This is a genomic window from Citrobacter sp. H12-3-2, from assembly GCF_009649895.1.
Classification (GTDB): Bacteria; Pseudomonadota; Gammaproteobacteria; order Enterobacterales; family Enterobacteriaceae; genus Citrobacter; species Citrobacter portucalensis.
Map to the genome: position 1 here is coordinate 4766700 of NZ_CP045837.1, position 20411 is coordinate 4787110.

The following is a 20411-nucleotide window of genomic DNA, read 5'->3' on the forward strand; positions in this document are numbered from 1 at the left end:
CCTCAAGGGCGCTCTTTCGACAGTACTAAGGTATCTTATTTCAGCAGTTCGGCGGTCATGTGCACGCGGTTACCGGTGTATGCCTGAGTGATTTTGTAATCGCTGGCGCCTGCACGTTCAGCCTGAGCGGCGATTTTTGCTTCAGCGCTTTCCAGCGTAGAACCGGTTGCGGTCACTGTCTGAGCAGCGAAAGAACCGAAAGAAGTAGCCAGAGCGATAACTGCGACAAAAGTTTTGATGCTTTTCATGATATAGACCCTTTAACTTAGTTGTTTGAGTAAGGTACCGTGCCTTGATGTGATAAATAATAGGCTGATACCCGAACAACTGAAAGCGGAAGGATTTGCCAGTCTTATTCAAATTATTTGAGAGATAAGATGTTACGTAATCAGGAATCACAATGGCTTGCTGGCAGCCGTAGAAAAACGCAACCGGCGGGTAATTGGTTACTTCGTCAGGGTGAACTACAAAGTAAAATTCATCTTTTACATCATGGTGTGGCTCGTGCGGTTTATCACGCGGATAACGGCGTTGAAAGGGTTAAAGAGTTCTACTTTGCCGGGGAATACTGCTTTCTGTACCTGAACTGGCTAACTAACACACCTGCCGATTACAGCCTACAAATGATCGCCGCGGGAGAAACCACTGAAATCCCCTTGGCTTTGCTTGATGCGCCGGAAAATCAGGATATTAAGACTCAGCTACTGGTCCAGCAATTGATCTACAAAGAGAAAAAAGAGCAAATGCTGCTGCTCAATACCCCAGAGCAACGCTATCAGTACGTACAAACACACTTCCCGGACTGGGAGTCACAGCTCACCCAGCGCGATCTTGCCAGCTATATCGGCATTACCCCCGTTAGCCTGTCCCGTATTCGCCAGCGTCTTAACAAAGGTTAACGCCTTACGGTGATGTGTCGATTATTGTCCCGTCACTCTTTAATAGATGGCGACCACAATGAACGCATTTCTTCTTTCTCAGATGCTGGCTGGCATCAGCTTCTTACTGGATATTTCCGCTTTTCATTTTCAACGCCGGGCTATCACTTTAACGCTGCTCACCAGCTCTACTTCTCTGTTAGCTATCCATTTCTATCTTTTGGCTCAACACGCTGCGGCTGGGTTAATGATCATTGCCGCATGCCGCTACGCGACAGCCATCGTCACGTTTCACCGCTGGGTGATGTGGGGATTTATGCTGGGGTCGCTGCTGTGTAGCATTTATCTTTGGCAAAATCTGTCGAGTATTTTGCCGCTGATGGGAAGCCTGCTGATGACCTTTGCGTCATTTCAAAAACGCAGCGGAAAATTACGGGGATACACCTTGTGTGGCAGCCTGTGTTGGCTGCTGAACAATGTGATTGTTGGCTCGCCAGTTGCCGTAATCATGGAACTGGCATTTTCCGGCAGTATTCTGGCCGCCTGGTGGCGTCACTGCGCGACCAGACGTTGCGGATGCGTATAGATCGTCGCCCTGCCCGGTTTGCAAAAACCCACCAGCGTCAGGTTACAACGTTCTGCAACTTCCACGGCGAGCGTTGTCGCCGCAGAAACAGCAAACAGGACCTCCACACCGCACATCGCCGACTTCTGCACCATCTCATAACTGGCGCGGCTGGAGACTAATACCGCGCCCTGTTGCCAGGTTTCCCCTTCGATTGCACGTCGTCCCAGCAGTTTATCCAACGCAACATGACGTCCAACATCTTCATGCCCGCCCGCCAGATGACCTGACGGCTGTATCCAGGCAGCCGCGTGCGTGCAGCCTGTCAGTTGCCCCACGGGTTGAAAATCGTTGAGATGTCGTAAAGCGTTATCAAGATTCGCCAGATCGAATGTCTGGGTAAACGGCAGCGGCTGGACCGGCTTGCCAATGTCATTGAGCTGCTCCACGCCACAAACGCCGCAACCGGTGCGACCGGCCAGCGCGCGACGACGCTCCTTCAGCCCCATAAAGCGACGGCTGGACAGTTCAACCTGCACTTCCAATCCGTTGCAGGAAGGCACTACGTCCATTCCGTAGATATCCTGCGGGGACTCAATAATGCCTTCAGAAAGTGAAAAACCCACCGCGAAGTGCTCAAGATCTTTCGGTGATGCCATCATCACCACGTGCGAAATCCCGTTGTATACCAGCGCAACAGGCACTTCTTCAGCTACCTCATCAGGCTGAGGATGTTGCAAATCCTCGCGCTTCCAGAGGGTCAACTGGCGCGATCCTGTCGAAGATGTCACATTCTTGATGTTTTCTTGAATAATCTTATTCACTTTCTTTTAACCATATTGGAACACGCATACCAACATTGTGGTATTCTTTACAAATCCCTCCTGGACGGAGGGAAATTCACCCAATTCTGGACCTTTGCGGTCCCGTCCGCAAAGAAAAATAACAACCACTTCCCTCGCGTTCGCGTTACAGAAAAGCGAAGGGAACGTGACAATGTCGAAACAAGGAGCGAACCATGCAGGTCAGCAGAAGGCAGTTCTTTAAGATCTGCGCTGGCGGTATGGCAGGCACCACGGCAGCGGCACTGGGTTTTGCACCCGGCGTAGCGCTCGCGGAAACACGGCAATATAAACTGCTGCGCACCCGCGAAACCCGTAACACCTGCACTTACTGTTCCGTTGGCTGTGGACTGTTAATGTACAGCCTCGGTGACGGCGCAAAAAACGCCAAAGCATCCATCTTCCATATCGAAGGGGACCCGGATCACCCGGTGAACCGTGGCGCGCTGTGCCCGAAAGGGGCAGGACTTGTGGACTTCATCCACTCCGAAAGCCGCCTGAAATTCCCGGAATATCGCGCACCAGGCTCAGATAAGTGGCAACAGATTAGCTGGGATGAGGCATTTGACCGCATCGCTAAACTGATGAAAGAAGACCGCGACGCTAACTACGTTGCACAAAACGCTGAAGGCGTAACCGTTAACCGCTGGCTTTCCACCGGAATGCTGTGTGCTTCCGCTTCCAGTAACGAAACCGGCTATTTAACGCAAAAATTCTCCCGCGCGCTCGGTATGCTCGCGGTCGACAACCAGGCACGCGTCTGACACGGACCAACGGTAGCAAGTCTTGCTCCAACATTTGGTCGCGGTGCGATGACCAACCACTGGGTCGACATTAAAAACGCCAACCTCGTCGTGGTGATGGGCGGTAACGCCGCTGAAGCTCACCCGGTCGGATTCCGCTGGGCGATGGAAGCCAAAATTCACAACGGCGCGAAGCTGATTGTTATCGATCCACGCTTTACGCGAACCGCTGCGGTGGCTGATTTCTATGCGCCAATTCGTTCCGGTACTGACATTGCTTTCCTGTCAGGCGTTTTGCTGTACCTGCTGAACAACGAAAAATTTAACCGCGAATACACTGAGGCCTATACCAACGCCAGCCTGATCGTGCGTGAGGATTACGGTTTCGAAGATGGCCTGTTCACCGGCTACGACGCGGACAAACGCAAGTATGACAAAACCAGCTGGAACTACGAGCTGGATGAAAAAGGCTTCGCCAAACGCGATGTCACCCTGCAACATCCGCGCTGCGTGTGGAACCTGCTGAAACAGCACGTCTCCCGCTACACGCCGGACGTCGTAGAAAACATCTGCGGTACGCCAAAGGCCGACTTCCTGAAGGTCTGTGAGTACATCGCAGAAACCAGCGCCAAAGATAAAACCGCGTCGTTCCTGTACGCCCTGGGCTGGACACAACACTCCGTGGGTGCGCAGAACATCCGTACCATGGCGATGATCCAGTTGCTGCTTGGCAACATGGGGATGGCTGGCGGCGGTGTTAACGCCCTGCGCGGTCACTCCAACATTCAAGGCCTGACCGACTTAGGTCTGCTGTCACAAAGCCTGCCAGGCTATATGACGCTGCCAAGCGAGAAACAAACTGACCTGCAAACCTACCTTGCCGCCAACACGCCAAAACCGTTGCTGGAAGGTCAGGTGAACTACTGGGGCAACTACCCGAAATTCTTCGTTTCGATGATGAAAGCCTTCTTTGGCGATAAAGCGACAGCGGAAAACAGCTGGGGCTTCGACTGGCTGCCGAAGTGGGATAAAGGGTACGACGTCCTGCAGTACTTCGAGATGATGAATCAGGGCAAAGTGAATGGCTATATCTGCCAGGGCTTTAACCCGGTCGCGTCATTCCCGAACAAAAACAAAGTTGTGGCTTCACTGTCCAAACTGAAGTTCCTGGTCACTATCGACCCGCTCAACACCGAGACCTCCACCTTCTGGCAGAACCACGGTGAGTCAAACGATGTTGATCCGTCGAAAATCCAGACCGAGGTATTCCGTCTGCCGTCCACCTGCTTCGCTGAAGAGAACGGTTCTATCGTTAACTCCGGTCGCTGGCTGCAGTGGCACTGGAAAGGCGCGGATGCCCCGGGGATTGCCGTTACCGATGGCGAAATCCTCGCCGGTATCTTCCTGCGTCTGCGCAAGATGTATGCCGAGCAAGGTGGCGCGAACCCGGAACAGGTGCTGAGCATGACCTGGAACTACTCCACCCCGCACGAACCAGCTTCGGAAGAAGTGGCGATGGAGAGCAACGGTAAAGCGCTGGCCGACATTACCGACCCGGCAACCGGTGCGGTTATCGTCAAGAAAGGCCAACAGCTTAGCTCGTTCGCCCAACTGCGTGACGATGGCACGACCTCCAGCGGCTGCTGGATTTTTGCCGGTAGCTGGACGCCGGAAGGCAACCAGATGGCACGTCGCGATAACGCCGACCCGTCAGGCCTTGGTAATACGCTGGGCTGGGCCTGGGCATGGCCGCTTAACCGACGCATTCTGTATAACCGCGCCTCCGCTGATCCGCAGGGGAATCCGTGGGATCCAAAACGTCAGATCCTGAAATGGGATGGGGCGAAGTGGAGCGGGATGGATATTCCGGACTACAGTGCCGCCGCACCTGGCAGCAACGTAGGGCCGTTCATCATGCAGCCGGAAGGGATGGGACGCCTGTTTGCTATCGATAAGATGGCGGAAGGTCCGTTCCCGGAACACTACGAGCCGTTTGAAACACCGCTGGGGACTAACCCGCTGCACCCGAACGTTATCTCTAACCCTGCCGCACGCATCTTTAAAGGTGACGAAGAAGCACTGGGTAAAGCAGATAAGTTCCCGTACGTCGGTACAACCTACCGTCTGACCGAGCACTTCCACTACTGGACCAAGCATGCGCTGCTGAATGCCATCGCTCAGCCGGAACAGTTTGTGGAAATTGGCGAGAAGCTGGCGAATAAGCTCGGTATCTCCCACGGCGATACCGTCAAAGTCTCCTCTAATCGCGGCTACATTAAGGCCAAGGCTGTGGTGACCAAACGTATTCGCACGCTGAAGGCTAACGGTAAGGATATCGACACTATCGGTATTCCGATTCACTGGGGCTACGAAGGTGTGGCGAAAAAAGGCTTTATCGCTAACACGTTAACGCCATTCGTCGGTGATGCGAACACGCAGACGCCGGAATTTAAGTCCTTCCTCGTGAACGTGGAAAAGGTGTAACGGAGACGACCTATGGCTTATCAATCGCAAGACATCATTCGTCGTTCCGCCACTAACGGTTTCACCCCCGCGCCTCAGGCGCGGGACCATCAGGAAGAAGTGGCGAAGCTTATCGACGTCACCACCTGTATCGGCTGTAAAGCGTGTCAGGTGGCGTGTTCTGAATGGAACGACATCCGTGATGAAGTGGGCAACAACGTTGGGGTGTACGACAACCCGGCCGATTTGACCGCCAAATCCTGGACGGTGATGCGCTTCTCGGAAGTGGAACAAAACGACAAACTGGAATGGCTTATCCGCAAGGATGGCTGTATGCACTGCGCCGATCCGGGCTGCCTGAAGGCGTGTCCGGCTGAAGGCGCAATCATTCAGTATGCCAACGGTATTGTCGACTTCCAGTCTGAGCAGTGTATCGGCTGTGGCTACTGCATCGCGGGCTGCCCGTTCGACGTGCCGCGCCTCAATCCGGAAGACAACCGCGTCTACAAATGTACGCTGTGCGTTGACCGTGTTGTGGTCGGGCAAGAACCGGCCTGCGTGAAAACCTGTCCAACCGGCGCCATTCATTTCGGCACCAAAGAGTCGATGAAAACGCTGGCAGGCGAGCGCGTGGCGGAGCTGAAAACGCGTGGTTACGAAAACGCGGGTCTGTACGATCCGGCGGGTGTTGGCGGGACGCACGTGATGTACGTATTGCACCATGCTGACAAGCCAAATCTGTATCACGGCCTGCCGGAGAACCCGGAGATCAGCGCTACCGTTAAGTTCTGGAAAGGCATCTGGAAACCCCTCGCAGCCGTCGGCTTTGCAGCGACATTTGCGGCCAGCATCTTCCACTACGTCGGCGTAGGCCCGAACCGTGCGGAAGAGGAAGAAGACAATCTGCATGAAAAAGACGACGAGGTGCGCAAATGAAACGACGTGACACCATCGTGCGCTACACGGCGCCGGAACGCATCAACCACTGGATCACCGCCTTCTGCTTCATTCTGGCGGCGGTGAGCGGGATGGGCTTTCTCTTCCCGTCTTTTAACTGGCTGATGCACATCATGGGCACTCCACAACTGGCGCGAATTGTGCACCCGTTTGTCGGCGTGATCATGTTTGCCTCGTTTATCATCATGTTTTTCCGTTACTGGCACCACAATCTAATCAATCGGGATGATATCTTTTGGGCGAAGAATATTCGTAAGATTGTCGTCAACGAGGAAGTAGGTGACACGGGACGTTATAACTTCGGCCAGAAATGCGTATTCTGGGCGGCGATTATCTTCCTGGTCCTGTTGCTGGTGAGCGGAGTGGTCATCTGGCGTCCGTATTTTGCGCCTGCTTTCTCAATCCCGGTGATCCGATTCGCGTTAATGCTGCATTCATTTGCCGCAGTAGCGTTAATTGTGGTTATCATGGTGCACATTTACGCCGCCCTTTGGGTGAAAGGCACCATTACCGCGATGGTGGAAGGATGGGTTACCAGTTCATGGGCGAAGAAACATCACCCGCGCTGGTACCGTGAAGTCCGCCAGAAACAGGAAAAGTCATCTGAATGAGTATTCGCATAATCCCGCAAGATGAGCTGGAGAAGAGCGAGAAACGCACGGCGGATATGATTCCGCCGTTATTATTCCCCAGACTCAAAAATTTGTATAACCGCCGCGCTGAGCGCCTGCGCGAGCTGGCCGAGAACAACCCGCTGGGCGACTACCTGCGCTTTGCCGCACTGATCGCCCACGCGCAGGAAGTGGTGTTGTACGACCATCCGCTGCAGATGGATCTGACCGCTCGCATCAAAGAAGCGAACGATCAGGGCAAACCGCCGCTGGATATCCACGTTCTGCCACGCGACAAGCACTGGCAAAAACTGCTGCAATCGTTAATTGCTGAGCTGAAACCAGAAATGAGCGGCCCTGCGCTTGCCGTGATCGAAAATCTGGAAAAAGCCTCAGAGCAGGAACTGGAGCTGATGGCCAGCGCGCTGTTTGCCTCTGATTTCGCCTCCGTCAGCAGCGATAAAGCACCGTTTATTTGGGCTGCCCTGTCGCTCTACTGGGCGCAGATGGCAAGCCTGATCCCCGGCAAAGCCCGTGCGGAATACGGCGAACAGCGTCAGTACTGCCCGGTGTGTGGTTCAATGCCGGTCTCCAGCATGGTGCAAATCGGTACCACTCAGGGGCTGCGCTATCTGCACTGCAACCTGTGCGAAACCGAGTGGCACGTGGTGCGCGTGAAGTGCAGCAACTGCGAGCAAAGCCGTGATTTGAACTACTGGTCGCTGGATAACGAACAGGCGGCAATTAAAGCTGAAAGCTGCGGCGACTGTGGGACTTACCTGAAGATTCTCTATCAGGAAAAAGACCCTAAAGTTGAGGCCGTGGCTGACGATCTCGCCTCACTGATGCTGGACGCGCACATGGAGCAAGAGGGCTTTGCCCGCAGCTCTATCAACCCGTTCCTGTTCCCAGGTGAAGGGGAGTAAGTACTCCGCACCACCGGGCGGCGTAAGTCGCCCGGGTTATAACGTATACGGCGTGACCACGCCTGATATGCCTGCAAAATCCTTGGTATTTCGCGTAACCAGTGTAAGACGATGAATCTGCGCAGTGGCCAAAATAATGGCATCCGGCAATTTCATCCCATGCTCCTGCCTGATACTCACGCTTCGTTCAGCAATATCCTGTGAAACGCCGATCACGTTAAAAGCGCCTAGCGCAACGCGAGTACGGGCTTCCTGATGGTATTTTTTTGCGCCCACCATCACCTCCATCCATGTAATGAGGCTGATTGCATTCTGCGGCGGCCATGTTTCTATCGCTAGTTTTGCTTCATTTCTACCGCTAAACAGATCGATGAGGATGTTGGTATCAAAAAGCGCTGATCCTTTGACCATTACCATTCCTCACGGAGTTTACGCTGGTATTCAACACCATCTTCCTCACAGCCTTGCCACAGCCCAAGAGCGCGTGAAATTGTTGTTTCAGCCTGATCCTGCCTCTCAAGATACTGTTCAACGGCCTCCCGTAAGAGTTCTGCTCGCGGCAGATTGCGCTGAACCTTGAGGTCATCAAGACGTTTAATCACCTCATCTGATAAATCGAGTAAAATTCTGCCCATATCCATCCCAACCATCATACTCACATATACCTCCAGTATATCATCGGCGATTAATTTCCACACAACATACACCTGAGAAAAGCGGGAAAGTAGCCTTCACACGAACGATTTTTACTTTTGCGAGCCACTTTCCAGAATCATAACCACCCCCATTTTTCCCATTTTCATTCTTAGTTATCCAGGTTATAAACCTGTATATCCATACAGATAAGGGGATGTGAAAATGGCACTGGAAAGCGGGATTGCACAGCTGGTTGAGGCATTTATCGCGGCGGGACGTCCTTCTTCGCGCGAGCAGAATATTGATGACCGGAGAGCAGGCTACATCGCCAGCACGGTACTGGCCGGAGACACTGAAACCCGCGTACAGGTTGAAGATATTGAACTCGATGCCATGATGTTTCGCGTAGTTTCGCCGCGGGGCAGCACGGGAAATCTCCCCTGCGTTATCTATTATCACGGCGGCTGCTTTGTCAGCGGCGGATTTACCACTCATGATAACCAGCTAAGGCAACTCGCCTGGTACAGCGGCTGTCGGGTCATTGCGGTGCAGTATCGCCTCGCACCAGAGCACATCTTCCCGGCAGCACATAACGATGCTGAATCGGGGGCCAATATTATCTGGAAGTATGCCAAGAAACTGGGAGTAGACCGGGACAACATTACGCTGGCTGGCGACAGCGCTGGCGGGCATCTGGCGCTGGTCACCGCACTACGCCTGAAAGCTACCAGGCAATGGCAACCTGCGCAGCTTATGCTGATCTACCCGATGCTGGATGCAACCGCCAGCTTTGCGAGCTATGACCATAATGGACAGGATTACATTATCACCCGCGACACACTCCTGTCGGGCTACGAGATGTATATGCCGCAAACCGATCCATTGCATCCCGAAGCCAGCCCGCTCTGGCGCGAAGACTTCAACGGTTTACCGCCCACGCACATCATTACAGCTGAATTCGACCCACTGCGAGATGAGGGTGAGGCCCTGTATCAACGGTTCCAGGAGCAGGGCGTGGATTGCACCTGCCAACGCTATCTCGGTGTTATCCACGGATTTTTCCAGCTAGCAGGGGTGAGTCAAGCGGCACGAAGCGCAATGCGGGATGTTGCCTGGCGCGCCATAAATTCTACAGCAATAAGACATGCTTAATTAATATAGTGTTTTCATCTTGTAAACTTAATTGCGTTGCGTTATTTTGTTTTCAGGTTGAAAACCTTGTAATGGAACTACACCGTGCATGTTATCAGCCGAAAACCTTTTAACGAGGCAATGCTCATGTATCCAAATCATCAGCTTGCTCTCGCTGATTTACTGAATGTTTTGGAGAAAAAAACATTCATTCAGCCTGAAGAGATGAAGCAGTATATTCCTTCACTGGATAATTTTAAGTACAGAGATAAATGGTGGGTGATTGATGTTTCTGGTAACAGCCTAAGACTCATCTCCTACATAGATTTCAGGTCACATAAGATATTTGTCAAACATATCGTTTCCCATGCCGAATATGACAAACTGACAGCATATTATCGGGGTAATAAAGAATGAGAACGCATCGTCATATGGATGCAGCCAGCGCAAAAAAGATTGTTGATACCTTCAGCGATGCGGTAAAAACCATCCCACTGTTGGGGGAAGACCGAAATGACACTGAGTATCGCAGGGCACTTGCGCTAGTGGAGTATCTGGTCGACCACGACGATCTTGAAAACCCACTATTTGAATTGCTCTGTGCCCGAATCAGTAAATATGAAAAACATGCGCCGGAATTCAAAGCACTCAACCAACACCTGGAGAAAACACCCTCTGGCGTTTCAGTATTGCGTACGCTCATGGATCAATACAGTCTCAAAGCAGCAGACCTTGCCAACGAACTCGGTTCAAAATCGAACGTCAGCAACATCTTAAATGGTCGCAGAGCACTGACTGTAAGCCATATTAAAGCGCTTGCAGAACGCTTTAATCTTCCGGCAGACGCATTCATCGAGTAGAGAAGATACCCTCTGACCTACTCTTCCTCGTTCCCACCTTCTTCATATGCGCCAAAAGGTTTTGCGGGTAGCACAATGTAGGTGCCTTCGAACACCACGCCCGGCGTGTCGTCGCCAAATACCCCGACCTGCATCTGAACGCGCGCCTTACGACCTCTTGCCAGACGGTCCAGGTCTCCGCTCAGCGAACCCAGATCGGCGATAGCGGTAGGTTTCCCGGTGATCGGCCTGCTGTACCGTATATGCGCGTCAGCAAGGATTATCGTCCCGCCGAGATGACGCTCGCGCAGCATTAGCCAGATTAGCCCCCAGCCCGTTAGCGTCGCCAGGGAAAACAAGCTACCGGCAAACAGCGTATGGTGCGGGTTCTGATTGCCCGTCTCGGGCATCGTGGTGATAAATTTCTGCCCGGTATATTGCTGAATGCGCACACCCATTTTCTCACTCAATGGAATATGTTCGTACCAGGCTTGCTGTAGCTGTCCGCACCAGTCCCCGCGATGGAGAATGTCGTCCAGCGTCGCGATGGGTTTAATCATCAAAAAGTGACGCACCGGCGTGGTTTGCGGCGTGGTGATTTCTCCCTGGCTCACAAACCCCAGCTTGGCGAAAAATTCGACCGCATCTTCACGGGCGCTACAGGTTACGCGCTTTACCCCTTCCTGACGCGCCACAGACTCCAGGGTCATCGCCATCAGCGTGCCCAACCCTTTCTCCTGCACGGAGGGGTCAACGGCCATAAAGCGTATGGAGGCTTCGTTATCCGCATTGATGTACAGACGTCCTACTGCGACCAGATTCCCCTCTTCGTCCACCACCATCTGGTGATGCGCCATCGCATCCCAGGCATCCCGTTCGGAGCCTTTAGGCTGGTGCAACGGTTTACGCAGCATCTCCCAGCGAAACTGGTAGTAACGCTCCAATTCTTCTTCTGTTTGCGGTACACGAAGGTGATACATCGTCGTATTCTCTCTTGTTGTCCGCGGCCACACCGGTAGCTGGTTCATACTTGTAACCAGAACGTCACGGGGCCATCATTAACCAGTGAAACCTGCATATCCGCAGCGAATCGACCAGTTTGCGTATTCATTTCCTGTTGGCGGCAACGCTCAACAAAGTACTCATACAGCGCCTCTGCACGATCGGGCGCAGCCCCTTTTGAAAACCCCGGGCGCATGCCGCGTTCGGTATCTGCCGCCAGCGTGAACTGTGAAACCACCAGCACGCTGCCCCCTGACTGCTGCACGTTAAGGTTCATTTTGCCTTCGGCATCGCTAAAGATTCGATAGCCGAGTACGCGCTCGCACAGGCGGTTCGCTTTCTGTTCGTCATCATCCCTTTCGACACCTAACAGGACCAAAAGTCCTGGGCCAATTTCACCCGTCACCTCGCCCTCCACGGTGACGCTGGCACGGGTTACGCGCTGAATTAATGCAATCATGGTTGCTCTGCTTCTTCTTGTTCTGCGGCTTGTTTAAGTTTGCGGTATTCCCCGAGAGTGACAGTTATTTCCGCGCCTAGCAAGACGATACACCAGGTCCAGTATACCCAGACGAATAAAATGGGGATCACCGCCAGGACACCGTAAATGAGCTGATAAGACGGGAACATCGTGATATAGAGCGCAAATCCTTTCTTTCCGGTTTCGAACAACACAGCGGCAACAAAGGCGCCAATAACCGCATCACGGTTAGGTACACGCGTAGTCGGTACGATGCTGTAAAGCAGCCAGAACGAGAGCCAGGAAAGCACCAGCGGGAAAATACGCAGGACGTTATCAATCACCGTGTTGAGATCGCTGGCCCAGCGCAATGACAACAGATAAGAGCTGATCGCCAGACTGGCCCCCGCCAGCAGCGGCCCCAGCGTTAAAATCATCCAGTAGACGGCGAAAGAGTAAACTTTAGGCCGAGTACGCTTGCTGCGCCAGATAGTATTCAGCGCGTTATCAATGGAATACATCAGTAATAACGCTGTCACAATCAGCCCACACGCCCCAACGGCCGTCATTTTGTTCGAGTTGGCAACGAATTGTTCGATATAACGCTGAATGACATCTCCCGTCGCCGGGATAAAGTTTGCGAAAATGAAATGACGTAGCTGGACGCTAACGTCAGAAAACATCGGAAATGCGGCGAAAAGCGCAAAAACTACGGCAATAAGCGGCACTAATGAGAGCAATGAGACATAGGCAAGATTCCCTGCCAGCGTCGTCATGTTGTCCTCATCAATCCGCTGCCATAGTAGCTTCAGCCAGGCCCGAACAGGACGCGTATGGTGCCTGGCTTGTTGCTGAACATTTTTTAGCATAGCAACTTCGCGAAATAGTCCGGAATGGTCGTTTGATCGACAACCTGGATGCTGGTAATCCCTAACCGATTAGCCCCTTCAATATTATCGGCGTTGTCGTCGAAAAATACCGCCTCATGCGCAGAAAAACCTTCAGACTGCAGGACATGCTGGTAAATCCGCGCTTCCGGTTTACGCATGCCCAGATCCTGGGAAAGGTAAATATGGTCAGCAGCCTGACGGATTTCGGGGTATTCGTCCGGCCAAAACGTCGTGTGCAGACGGTTAGTATTCGACAAGACGACCACCCGATGCCCCTGCTCACGCAGCTTTTGCATGATGTCGATGACTTCAGGACGCAAGGCAACAAAAACGGCCTGCCAGCCGTGGGAGAACTGCTCATAGCTTAGCGGTAGCGCCATGTCATGACATAGCGCCTCGGCAAAGGCTTCATCCGTTATTTCACCTCGCTCGTGCTGGTGAAAAGCCTCTCCCATGGTGAAACTTTGCTTTAACGAAGCCAGCGGTACACGGCTCAGATCGCTCCAAGTACCTAACACGCGATTGAAGTCGATATCGACAATCACATTCCCCAAATCAAAGATATAGAGCATGCCCTTCTCCTTATTCGCCGTGGATGAATAACTGTAGCGGGAAAGGAGAAGTTTGACTATGAGTCCCTGTCGGGATTATTGGCTAAGCCATCAGAATTCCTGTGTAAATTGCCAGCGCGACTCAATCACCAACGGAAGACCTGCACTGACAAATTGCGGTGTCCTATTTATCGCATTTGGCGCCTGAGTAAGCGGATTGACACATGTTGCGTCGGGCTGTTTGTCAAAAACGACCAGGCTTTGCGCACTCGATGTCATCGTCATACTCAGCTTACCTGGCCACTGTAATCTGACATTGAGACCATCATTAAAACCAAAGCAGTCATCCCACGGGCCTGATTGTGGGGGGATTTTATTACCTGTTGGTAACTCATTATTCCCGGCTTCTTCCTGCCAGTCGGCCTTAAAACGTACCAGTAATTCATCTTCTTCATTCTGCTGGCCCAGTTGTTTTGCAAACCAGGGGTGCCATCCAGCAGATGCCGGAAAAGTTTCAGACATGGTGTGAATTTCAAGTCGCAGAATTAACGCATCGTCTTCAAGAGTCAGCGTCTGCAGGACCTCTCCTTCCCAGGGCCAAGGAGCGCCCAGTGGCATGCGCAGTTTCAAGGTATCCGCTTTATGTTCGACAATTTCCCATGATGAATAACAGGCCATACCATGTAGAGCATGAGGCGGTTTGTTAGCAGGTAATACGTACTGTTTCTCCCCCACGGTCAATGTTGCATCGCCAAGGCGGCCTGCCCAAGGAACCATAGGAAAGCAGCCATACTGAAATGCTTTACGCTGTGGCTCCCATTGACGTAACACTTCAAAACCAAACGCCTGAACCGAGGTGATTCTGGCACCATCGCGCGGAAAAATTTGCAGACGTAGATGTCCTTTTTCCAGAAAAATAGGTTGGCCGATCGGTCCCGGCCAGGCGGTATCAAAAGCACGTTGTAATGCTTGATAATGCTCAGTATTCAATTCATTGTTCATGTTATTGCTCTCTGATATTTCGGTAAGAAGTTAAATGTTATTAGCGTCATTTTTATTGTCTGAATGTGGCTCGATAAGCCAGACGCAAATGAATGAAAGTATTGAGATAACAAACAGAAACAGTGCTACATACCACGGTTTCCCGCCTCCCAGCGCCAACAAGCTGGAGGCAATGAGCGGGCTTAACCCACCCAGAATTGCTGAGAACTGATAGGCAAAGGAAAGACCCGTATAGCGCACTCGTGTTCCGAACATACGAGTAAATAAGGTGGGTTGTACTGCAAACATCATCGTTGGCCCCAGGTTATAGCCAAGGATCATGCAGCACCAGATGATAAGTGTGCTTTTCGTATCCAGCAGCAGGAAGAATGGGAATGCAAAAAGGATGCAAAAACCAGCGCCAAATAAATACATCTTCCGTTGCCCAACGCGGTCAGAGATCCAACCAATTAATGGACAACACACAATGCCAATTGCTGAGGCGATTAGCATGCCGTTGAGTGGAATATCCCTTGATAATGCCAACTGGCTGGAAATATAGACAATACCAAAGGCATTAATGATGTTCGATGAAACGCTCTCCGCCAGCCTGGCCCCTAGCGCTAACAGAATATTCCGTGGATGCTTACGGAAAAGTTCAATCAACGGTGGTGCTGATTGTTCCTGTGAGACAGCCGTTTTTTGTTTTTTAAAATCCAGTGTTTCTTCAGTATGTAACCGTATGAACATCCCAACAATTAACATGATGGCAGATAGCCAAAAAGGGATACGCCATCCCCAGGCCAGAAACTCTTCCTGAGTCAGGAAGTGATTGCATAATGCAAACACCCCTGTCGCCAGCATTATCCCAACTGAGGCTGCCGTTTGTGGGAGCGAACCTAAAAACCCGCGCTTCGCCTCAGGCGCAGATTCAATAGTCATCAATGCAGCCCCGCCATATTCCCCACCCAGACCGAACCCCTGAACCAGGCGCAGAACCATCAATATAATCGGGGCCCAGATACCAATATCCTGGTATGTTGGAATGAAACCGATTAAAAACGTTGAGGAACCAACTATCGCTAACGTCCAAATCAACGTTATTTTGCGACCGACTTTATCGCCAAAGTGGCCAAAAACAATGCCTCCAAGCGGACGTGACAGAAAACCCACACCAAAGGTGGCGAATGCGGCGATTAAACCAATAAAAGGATCGCTATCAGGGAAAAACAGGGGAGCAAAGACTAGCCCTGCCGCCGTTCCGAAAATAAAAAAATCGTACCATTCCATCAACGCGCCAGCGAAACTGCCCATGACAACGCGTCTCATGGCTTTGCCGGATAGCTCTTTCCCTGGTACATGTTCTATTTCAGCCATAATTTTCCTCTCCGGGTCGGCGAGAAATCTGCGCAATAAAATCACTTAAAAAGCGGCGGATTTATACGAAAAAGCGCGTCGACATGTTGCGACGCGCTTGCTTGTTATTTATCCAACTCAGCCAGTACCTCAGCGTCTTCAGCGTCAACGTTTGCACCAAGTGGTTCCCACTTAATCAACACGCATGTCAGGAAGCCGAGAAAAGGAACAATTGCCAGCCAATAGAACGCTTCTGTCTTTAATGCACCCCACAACATAGGCCAGAAAATAAGTCCGGCAATCGCCCCAGTACGCATAATTGCACGAGCAAATCCTACGCCTGTCGGGCGAATAGATGGCGGATAAGAAAGTGTGGCAATGGTCATTCCCAGGCCGCCCGGGCCCGCTGAATGGAAGAAAATGATTGCGCCCAACAAACCTAAAGAAAGCCATGGGTTGGTGGTTGCTAATGCACCTAAAGCCAGTAATGCAACCGTTACGACGGCGAAACCATACATCGACTGAAGGCGAGTTCCCAAACGCTGGAGGATAAGAGAACCAATCAATCCACCTGTAATGCCACACAGGGCATTCACTACCGCAGAACCGCTAAGAGCCCCGGTTAATCCACCGCTCAGTATTCCCGCCAAAGTCAGCGGTAAATAAACACCCACGGCGTTATATTGCCAGGCTTGCATCGTCGCCACAACGCAGCCGAGAATAGTGCGTTTGCGATAACGTGAGTTAAATAAAATCCCATAGCCGCCATGAAACTTACTTTCTGTTTTTTCAGCAGAAAAATCATCGTTTTTTGGTTTGGCAGCAACGCGAGCATGAACACCATAGCGTTTAGCCAGAATATCGCAGGCTTTATCATAACGTCCGACTCGTGCGGCCCACATTGCAGACTCACCGATGAAGAAATAACGCAGAATCATGATAATGACGGCAAAAATAGCACCAATGAAAATACCATAGCGCCATAATTGCTCTTCCGCGATACCCGACAACAACAGTGGAAGCAGCACAAGATAGACAACCGTAGTTGATACATACCAAGCCATTTGCCAGAGATTAACTGACGAACCGGTTTTCTTAGATGTTGAGCCGCGTAGTTCTGCCACCGCATTTGTTGCCAGCGGGAAATCAATACCCAAGCCAAATCCCATGATTACGCGACACACCAGCACCCACCAGATGTTCGGGGCTATCGCGACAGCTGCGGCACCTATTGTGCACAGGCCCATTCCGATGATAAATGCACGCTTTTGACCAAAGCGGTTAATCACACGGTTCGCCAGTAATCCACCAATCAGGGCGGCGACTAAAACAGAGGCGTTAACCGTCGCCGCCAGCCCCGGTGAAATACCAAATTGCAATGCGATATATTTATTACCAAAACCCACCATCGCCGCCTGATAGGCATCAATTAGAATGCCACCAAGAGCGATAAAAATGACGCCGACACTGGTGTTTACTGCTGAATGTTTATTAACAATATCAATCACGTCCTGGGGACGACCGATCGAGTAAGGTGTAGGACTGGTGATGTGACTCATCGCAGCATCCTTTTTCATTGTTGTAGGATGGCGCTACCCTTAAGCAGCGCCAGACAGAGGGTTACAGCATCAAACCTCAGCAAATTGCAGCATGACTTTTATAGAGTCATTTTGCTGCGCACGTTCAAACGCCTTATCCGCATCTTCGACAGGGAAGAGATCGGTCACCAGTTCGCTGGTGTCAAACCGCCCATCCGCAAGCCATTCAATCACGGCATCGAAGTCTTCCGGGATGTACATGCCGGAATTCAACAAATCGCGTTCGAAGCGCTGCATCATCGGAAGAGGAATTTCACGTGGGCCACTCGGTACCCCCATGCACACTACCGTTCCGCCAGCATAAACATGGGTAAATGCATCATTCAGCGTGGCCTGGGCGGCAACAACATCAATTGCCCCCGTAAAACGGACCTGTGCATCCAATTCCCCCGGAGCCCAGACTTCCGTGGCACCTAGTTTTAACGACAACGCGCGCTTGGCGGCATCAGGCTCGATGACGGTGATCTTTCCCGCGCCCATGATGCGCAATGCTTGAACGATGGATAAACCAATTGTCCCTGCACCAATCACTAATACACTTTCCAATGACGCTTTCGGCATACGGCTCACGCAATGACGCGCGCAGGCTGCGGGCTCAGCGAAAGCCAGTGCTTTTAGTGGTAACGAAGCAGGTGCAACATGGCAGTTTCGTGCAGGTACAATGTGCTGCGAGCGGGCAAAACCCGGCGCCCGGAAGCCAGCAACCTGTGGAGGTTCACACAGATTAAAGCGACCCGCTTTACAAGCACGACACTCCATGCAGGCCATAATTGGGTCGACTACGACATGATCGCCCGGCTTAACATTCGTTACTTCACTGCCCACTTCAGTTACGCGTGCCGCAATTTCATGTCCAGGCACAACCGGAGGTTTTGCAAATGGGTGTCCTCCTTTCAGTACATGCAGATCAGAGCCACATATTCCGTAAAACACCGGAGCAATGCGGACTTCTTGCGGTTTAAGTTCCTGGTGCGGCAGCTCAACATATTGGGTGGTCACCTTCCCAATATCAGAAAATAGAACTTGGGTAATCTTATCCATGGTTCTTCTCCAGATTCGTTAAAATGGGTGATTAACGCTGAGAAATCCCTTCATCGACGATTTCTGCCAGGCGTTGTAAGCGTGGAACCGACACATCACGCAACATTGTTTGCGGATCTTGAGCACCAACAACCGATGCCCAAACGGCACGCCCTGCCAGGAATCCGGAAGCTCCACCCTTCATGGCGATACGGACCGCGCGGCCAAAAATATCCGCATCAACACCAGAAGAAAGAATGACCCACGGCATTTTCATTTGTTCATGCAACTTTTGACACGCAGCAAGTAGGGTCTGTTCATCACCTTTGCCGCCTAATGGCATTTCAGCTTTATAGAGGTCAGCATCGGTGCAGCCGAGTTCAGCCGCTGCGGCAACGATGGCGCTTTCCCGGTCAAATTCCCAGCCACGACGAGGAGGACGAACGACCGGCTCAATGATGCTGACCAGCCCTGCGCTACGACAGCGTTGAACAAACTCAGCCACCATAGCCAAACGTTCTTCTGCGGGTTCATCTTCACGCCACAGCACTAACAACTTCATGGCTTTCGCACCCATTTCGCGGGCTTTATGCGGATCAATTGCTCTGTCAATTTCGACACTATCAACCGGAATACCATTACCCGGAACAAAATGGTCAGCCGCCACAATCAGTCCACATGAATCAGCGACTGCACCTTGAGAGACAATCTGATCGAGACAAAATTGTTTATCTGCCAGAACCGCTGAAGCGTAGGGAGACAGAATTTGTGTTGCTGCAACTTTAAAATCAGTCAATACGCTGTCGGCAACAGGTTTAGGATGTCCAGAGGCTGCAAACATCAGACGCATTGCTTCACGCTGATCAACGGCCAGCATGGCAAATCCACCGCCAGGGCGAGAAATATCTTTCAGCGTGTATGGGGTATTGTGGGAAGACATAATAACTCCTGTAACTGTTTAAAATTTAGAGTGAATCTGGTCGGCCAGCCTGCTGACGAACCTGAGATAACAGCGCACTCCAGTCCTGACGGCCTCGACCGTTCTCGCTGGCACGGGTGTAATAGGTTTCTGCTGCAATGCCCATATTGAGCGGCGCACCGGTCTGACTAGCGACATCGACGGCAATACGCAGGTCTTTCAACGCGAGGTCCACCATGAATGCCGGAGAAAGGTCTCCTTTAAGTACCTTGCCAGGCCAGGTTGTCGTAAAGTGCCCCTTGCCTGCGGCAGTACCGCTCATGACCTTAATGGCCACATCAAGGCTCAAACCCAATGACTCGCAAAGAACAGCGGCTTCCGCTGACAAGGCGTTCAGCGCAATACTCATATAGTTATTGATGAGCTTTACGCGGATCCCCATACCGGGACCGCCAGCTTCCACCAGCTCATTCCCCATACACATCAGCACAGGGCGAGCACGTTCAACCTGTTCAGGCGTTCCGCCAGCAAGAATCAGCAGCGTGCCGTCAATCGCGTTAACTGACGTCCTGCCCACAGGAGCATCCATCATGCTGATGCCTTTCTCTTTCATCTCATGAATCAACTCATCGGTCTGCAATGGATGAATCGTGGACATGTCAATAACCAGGGCATTGGGGGACAGGCCTTCGCTGACGCCATCTTTACCCAGCAGAACTTGCCGAACGATGTCGCCATTTGGCAGCATAGTGATTATGAATTCGGCACCTTTAGCGGCTTCAGCGGGTGTTTGAGCAGCAGTCGCACCTTTTTGTACTAATTCATTGACTGCCTGTTGGTTTACGTCGAACACACGCAAAGCATGTCCCTTTTGCAACAGATTATTAGCCATTGGGCTGCCCATCTGGCCCAAGCCCAAAAATGCAACGGTTGTCATGAATGCTCTCCTGTGTCAGGTTGACAAAATAATTACAATTAAAAACTCGCTTTCGTCTGTTTTTGAGCATATTTGTAATTTATGACTAAAAACAAGACACGCGTCA

23 protein-coding genes are annotated in these 20411 nt (G+C 51.7%); 9 read left to right on the top strand and 14 right to left on the bottom strand.

Going from position 1 to position 20411, the window contains the following annotated elements:
- Positions 1–35: 35 nt before the first annotated feature.
- Positions 36–248 (bottom strand): DUF1471 domain-containing protein, encoded by a 213-nt coding sequence (locus GHC22_RS22620; RefSeq protein ID WP_003825262.1) that lies wholly within the window; start codon positions 246–248, stop codon positions 36–38.
- A 129-nt stretch (positions 249–377) separates the two neighbouring features.
- On the opposite strand from GHC22_RS22620, the gene GHC22_RS22625 reads away from it, so the two are divergent.
- Positions 378–899: a Crp/Fnr family transcriptional regulator gene (locus GHC22_RS22625; RefSeq protein WP_125363050.1), complete on the top strand. Its 522-nt coding sequence runs from the start codon at positions 378–380 to the stop codon at positions 897–899.
- 58 nt (positions 900–957) lie between these two features.
- Positions 958–1464 (top strand): YgjV family protein, encoded by a 507-nt coding sequence (locus GHC22_RS22630; RefSeq protein WP_153753922.1) that lies wholly within the window; start codon positions 958–960, stop codon positions 1462–1464.
- Here the strand turns inward: GHC22_RS22630 and fdhD are convergent.
- A complete protein-coding gene (fdhD, locus tag GHC22_RS22635) occupies positions 1431–2267 on the bottom strand; it encodes a formate dehydrogenase accessory sulfurtransferase FdhD (RefSeq protein ID WP_057066657.1) in 837 nt (278 codons plus the stop codon). The two genes, GHC22_RS22630 and fdhD, sit on opposite strands and share 34 nt — an antisense overlap.
- Before the next feature lie 194 nt (positions 2268–2461).
- Between fdhD and fdnG the strand changes: the two genes are divergently transcribed.
- From fdnG to fdhE, 4 genes are read left to right on the top strand one after another with little or no spacing between them, the layout of a single operon-like run.
- A complete protein-coding gene (fdnG, locus tag GHC22_RS22640) occupies positions 2462–5512 on the top strand; it encodes a formate dehydrogenase-N subunit alpha (protein WP_100247862.1) in 3051 nt (1016 codons plus the stop codon).
- A gap of 12 nt (positions 5513–5524) precedes the next feature.
- Positions 5525–6427, top strand: a complete 903-nt coding sequence (gene fdoH / locus GHC22_RS22645) for a formate dehydrogenase O subunit beta (RefSeq protein ID WP_003825273.1) — start codon at positions 5525–5527, stop codon at positions 6425–6427.
- Positions 6424–7059 (top strand): formate dehydrogenase cytochrome b556 subunit, encoded by a 636-nt coding sequence (fdoI, locus tag GHC22_RS22650; RefSeq protein WP_003028686.1) that lies wholly within the window; start codon positions 6424–6426, stop codon positions 7057–7059. Before fdoH ends, fdoI begins: the two co-directional genes overlap by 4 nt.
- Entirely contained in the window at positions 7056–7985 is a 930-nt protein-coding gene (gene fdhE / locus GHC22_RS22655; protein ID WP_003028685.1) for a formate dehydrogenase accessory protein FdhE, read from the top strand. The genes fdoI and fdhE overlap by 4 nt, the downstream gene beginning before the upstream one ends.
- Before the next feature lie 36 nt (positions 7986–8021).
- Here the strand turns inward: fdhE and GHC22_RS22660 are convergent, their stop codons facing one another.
- Positions 8022–8396 (bottom strand): type II toxin-antitoxin system VapC family toxin, encoded by a 375-nt coding sequence (locus tag GHC22_RS22660; RefSeq protein ID WP_020996118.1) that lies wholly within the window; start codon positions 8394–8396, stop codon positions 8022–8024.
- Complete coding sequence (locus GHC22_RS22665; protein ID WP_020996119.1) at positions 8396–8638, bottom strand: CopG family transcriptional regulator; 243 nt, start codon at positions 8636–8638, stop codon at positions 8396–8398. The genes GHC22_RS22660 and GHC22_RS22665 overlap by 1 nt, the downstream gene beginning before the upstream one ends.
- A gap of 205 nt (positions 8639–8843) precedes the next feature.
- Between GHC22_RS22665 and GHC22_RS22670 the strand changes: the two genes are divergently transcribed.
- The 3 genes from GHC22_RS22670 to GHC22_RS22680 all read left to right on the top strand — a co-directional run bounded on the left by GHC22_RS22670 (position 8844) and on the right by GHC22_RS22680 (position 10612).
- On the top strand, positions 8844–9773 hold the full coding sequence (locus GHC22_RS22670; protein ID WP_103285937.1) for an alpha/beta hydrolase: 930 nt from the start codon (positions 8844–8846) through the stop codon (positions 9771–9773).
- Between the two features lie 84 nt (positions 9774–9857).
- Entirely contained in the window at positions 9858–10169 is a 312-nt protein-coding gene (locus GHC22_RS22675) for a type II toxin-antitoxin system HigB family toxin (RefSeq protein WP_048215202.1), read from the top strand.
- Complete coding sequence (locus GHC22_RS22680) at positions 10166–10612, top strand: type II toxin-antitoxin system HigA family antitoxin (protein ID WP_048215203.1); 447 nt, start codon at positions 10166–10168, stop codon at positions 10610–10612. Before GHC22_RS22675 ends, GHC22_RS22680 begins: the two co-directional genes overlap by 4 nt.
- A gap of 17 nt (positions 10613–10629) precedes the next feature.
- On the opposite strand, the gene fabY is transcribed toward GHC22_RS22680, so the two are convergent.
- From fabY to yihU, 10 genes are all read right to left on the bottom strand, one after another.
- Positions 10630–11571 carry a fatty acid biosynthesis protein FabY gene (gene fabY / locus GHC22_RS22685; protein ID WP_003825286.1) on the bottom strand — a complete coding sequence of 314 codons (942 nt, stop codon included), beginning with the start codon at positions 11569–11571 and terminating at the stop codon, positions 10630–10632.
- Positions 11572–11615: 44 nt separating this feature from the next.
- Complete coding sequence (gene dtd / locus GHC22_RS22690) at positions 11616–12053, bottom strand: D-aminoacyl-tRNA deacylase (RefSeq protein WP_003825289.1); 438 nt, start codon at positions 12051–12053, stop codon at positions 11616–11618.
- On the bottom strand, positions 12050–12922 hold the full coding sequence (locus GHC22_RS22695; protein ID WP_008786998.1) for a virulence factor BrkB family protein: 873 nt from the start codon (positions 12920–12922) through the stop codon (positions 12050–12052). The genes dtd and GHC22_RS22695 overlap by 4 nt, the downstream gene beginning before the upstream one ends.
- Entirely contained in the window at positions 12916–13515 is a 600-nt protein-coding gene (gene yihX / locus GHC22_RS22700) for a glucose-1-phosphatase (protein WP_153753923.1), read from the bottom strand. The genes GHC22_RS22695 and yihX overlap by 7 nt, the downstream gene beginning before the upstream one ends.
- A 90-nt stretch (positions 13516–13605) precedes the next feature.
- On the bottom strand, positions 13606–14496 hold the full coding sequence (locus GHC22_RS22705) for an aldose 1-epimerase (RefSeq protein WP_153753924.1): 891 nt from the start codon (positions 14494–14496) through the stop codon (positions 13606–13608).
- Positions 14497–14526: 30 nt separating this feature from the next.
- Positions 14527–15852 carry an MFS transporter gene (locus GHC22_RS22710; RefSeq protein WP_048215206.1) on the bottom strand — a complete coding sequence of 442 codons (1326 nt, stop codon included), beginning with the start codon at positions 15850–15852 and terminating at the stop codon, positions 14527–14529.
- Positions 15853–15956: 104 nt separating this feature from the next.
- Positions 15957–17390: an MFS transporter gene (locus GHC22_RS22715; RefSeq protein ID WP_008786994.1), complete on the bottom strand. Its 1434-nt coding sequence runs from the start codon at positions 17388–17390 to the stop codon at positions 15957–15959.
- Positions 17391–17459: 69 nt separating this feature from the next.
- The gene (locus GHC22_RS22720) at positions 17460–18470 is read right to left on the bottom strand and encodes a zinc-binding dehydrogenase (protein ID WP_008786993.1); all 1011 of its coding nucleotides are present in this window, start codon (positions 18468–18470) and stop codon (positions 17460–17462) included.
- Positions 18471–18501: 31 nt separating this feature from the next.
- On the bottom strand, positions 18502–19389 hold the full coding sequence (locus GHC22_RS22725) for an aldolase (protein WP_008786992.1): 888 nt from the start codon (positions 19387–19389) through the stop codon (positions 18502–18504).
- Between the two features lie 25 nt (positions 19390–19414).
- Positions 19415–20305 carry a sulfolactaldehyde 3-reductase gene (gene yihU / locus GHC22_RS22730; RefSeq protein WP_008786991.1) on the bottom strand — a complete coding sequence of 297 codons (891 nt, stop codon included), beginning with the start codon at positions 20303–20305 and terminating at the stop codon, positions 19415–19417.
- Positions 20306–20411 lie beyond the last annotated feature (106 nt).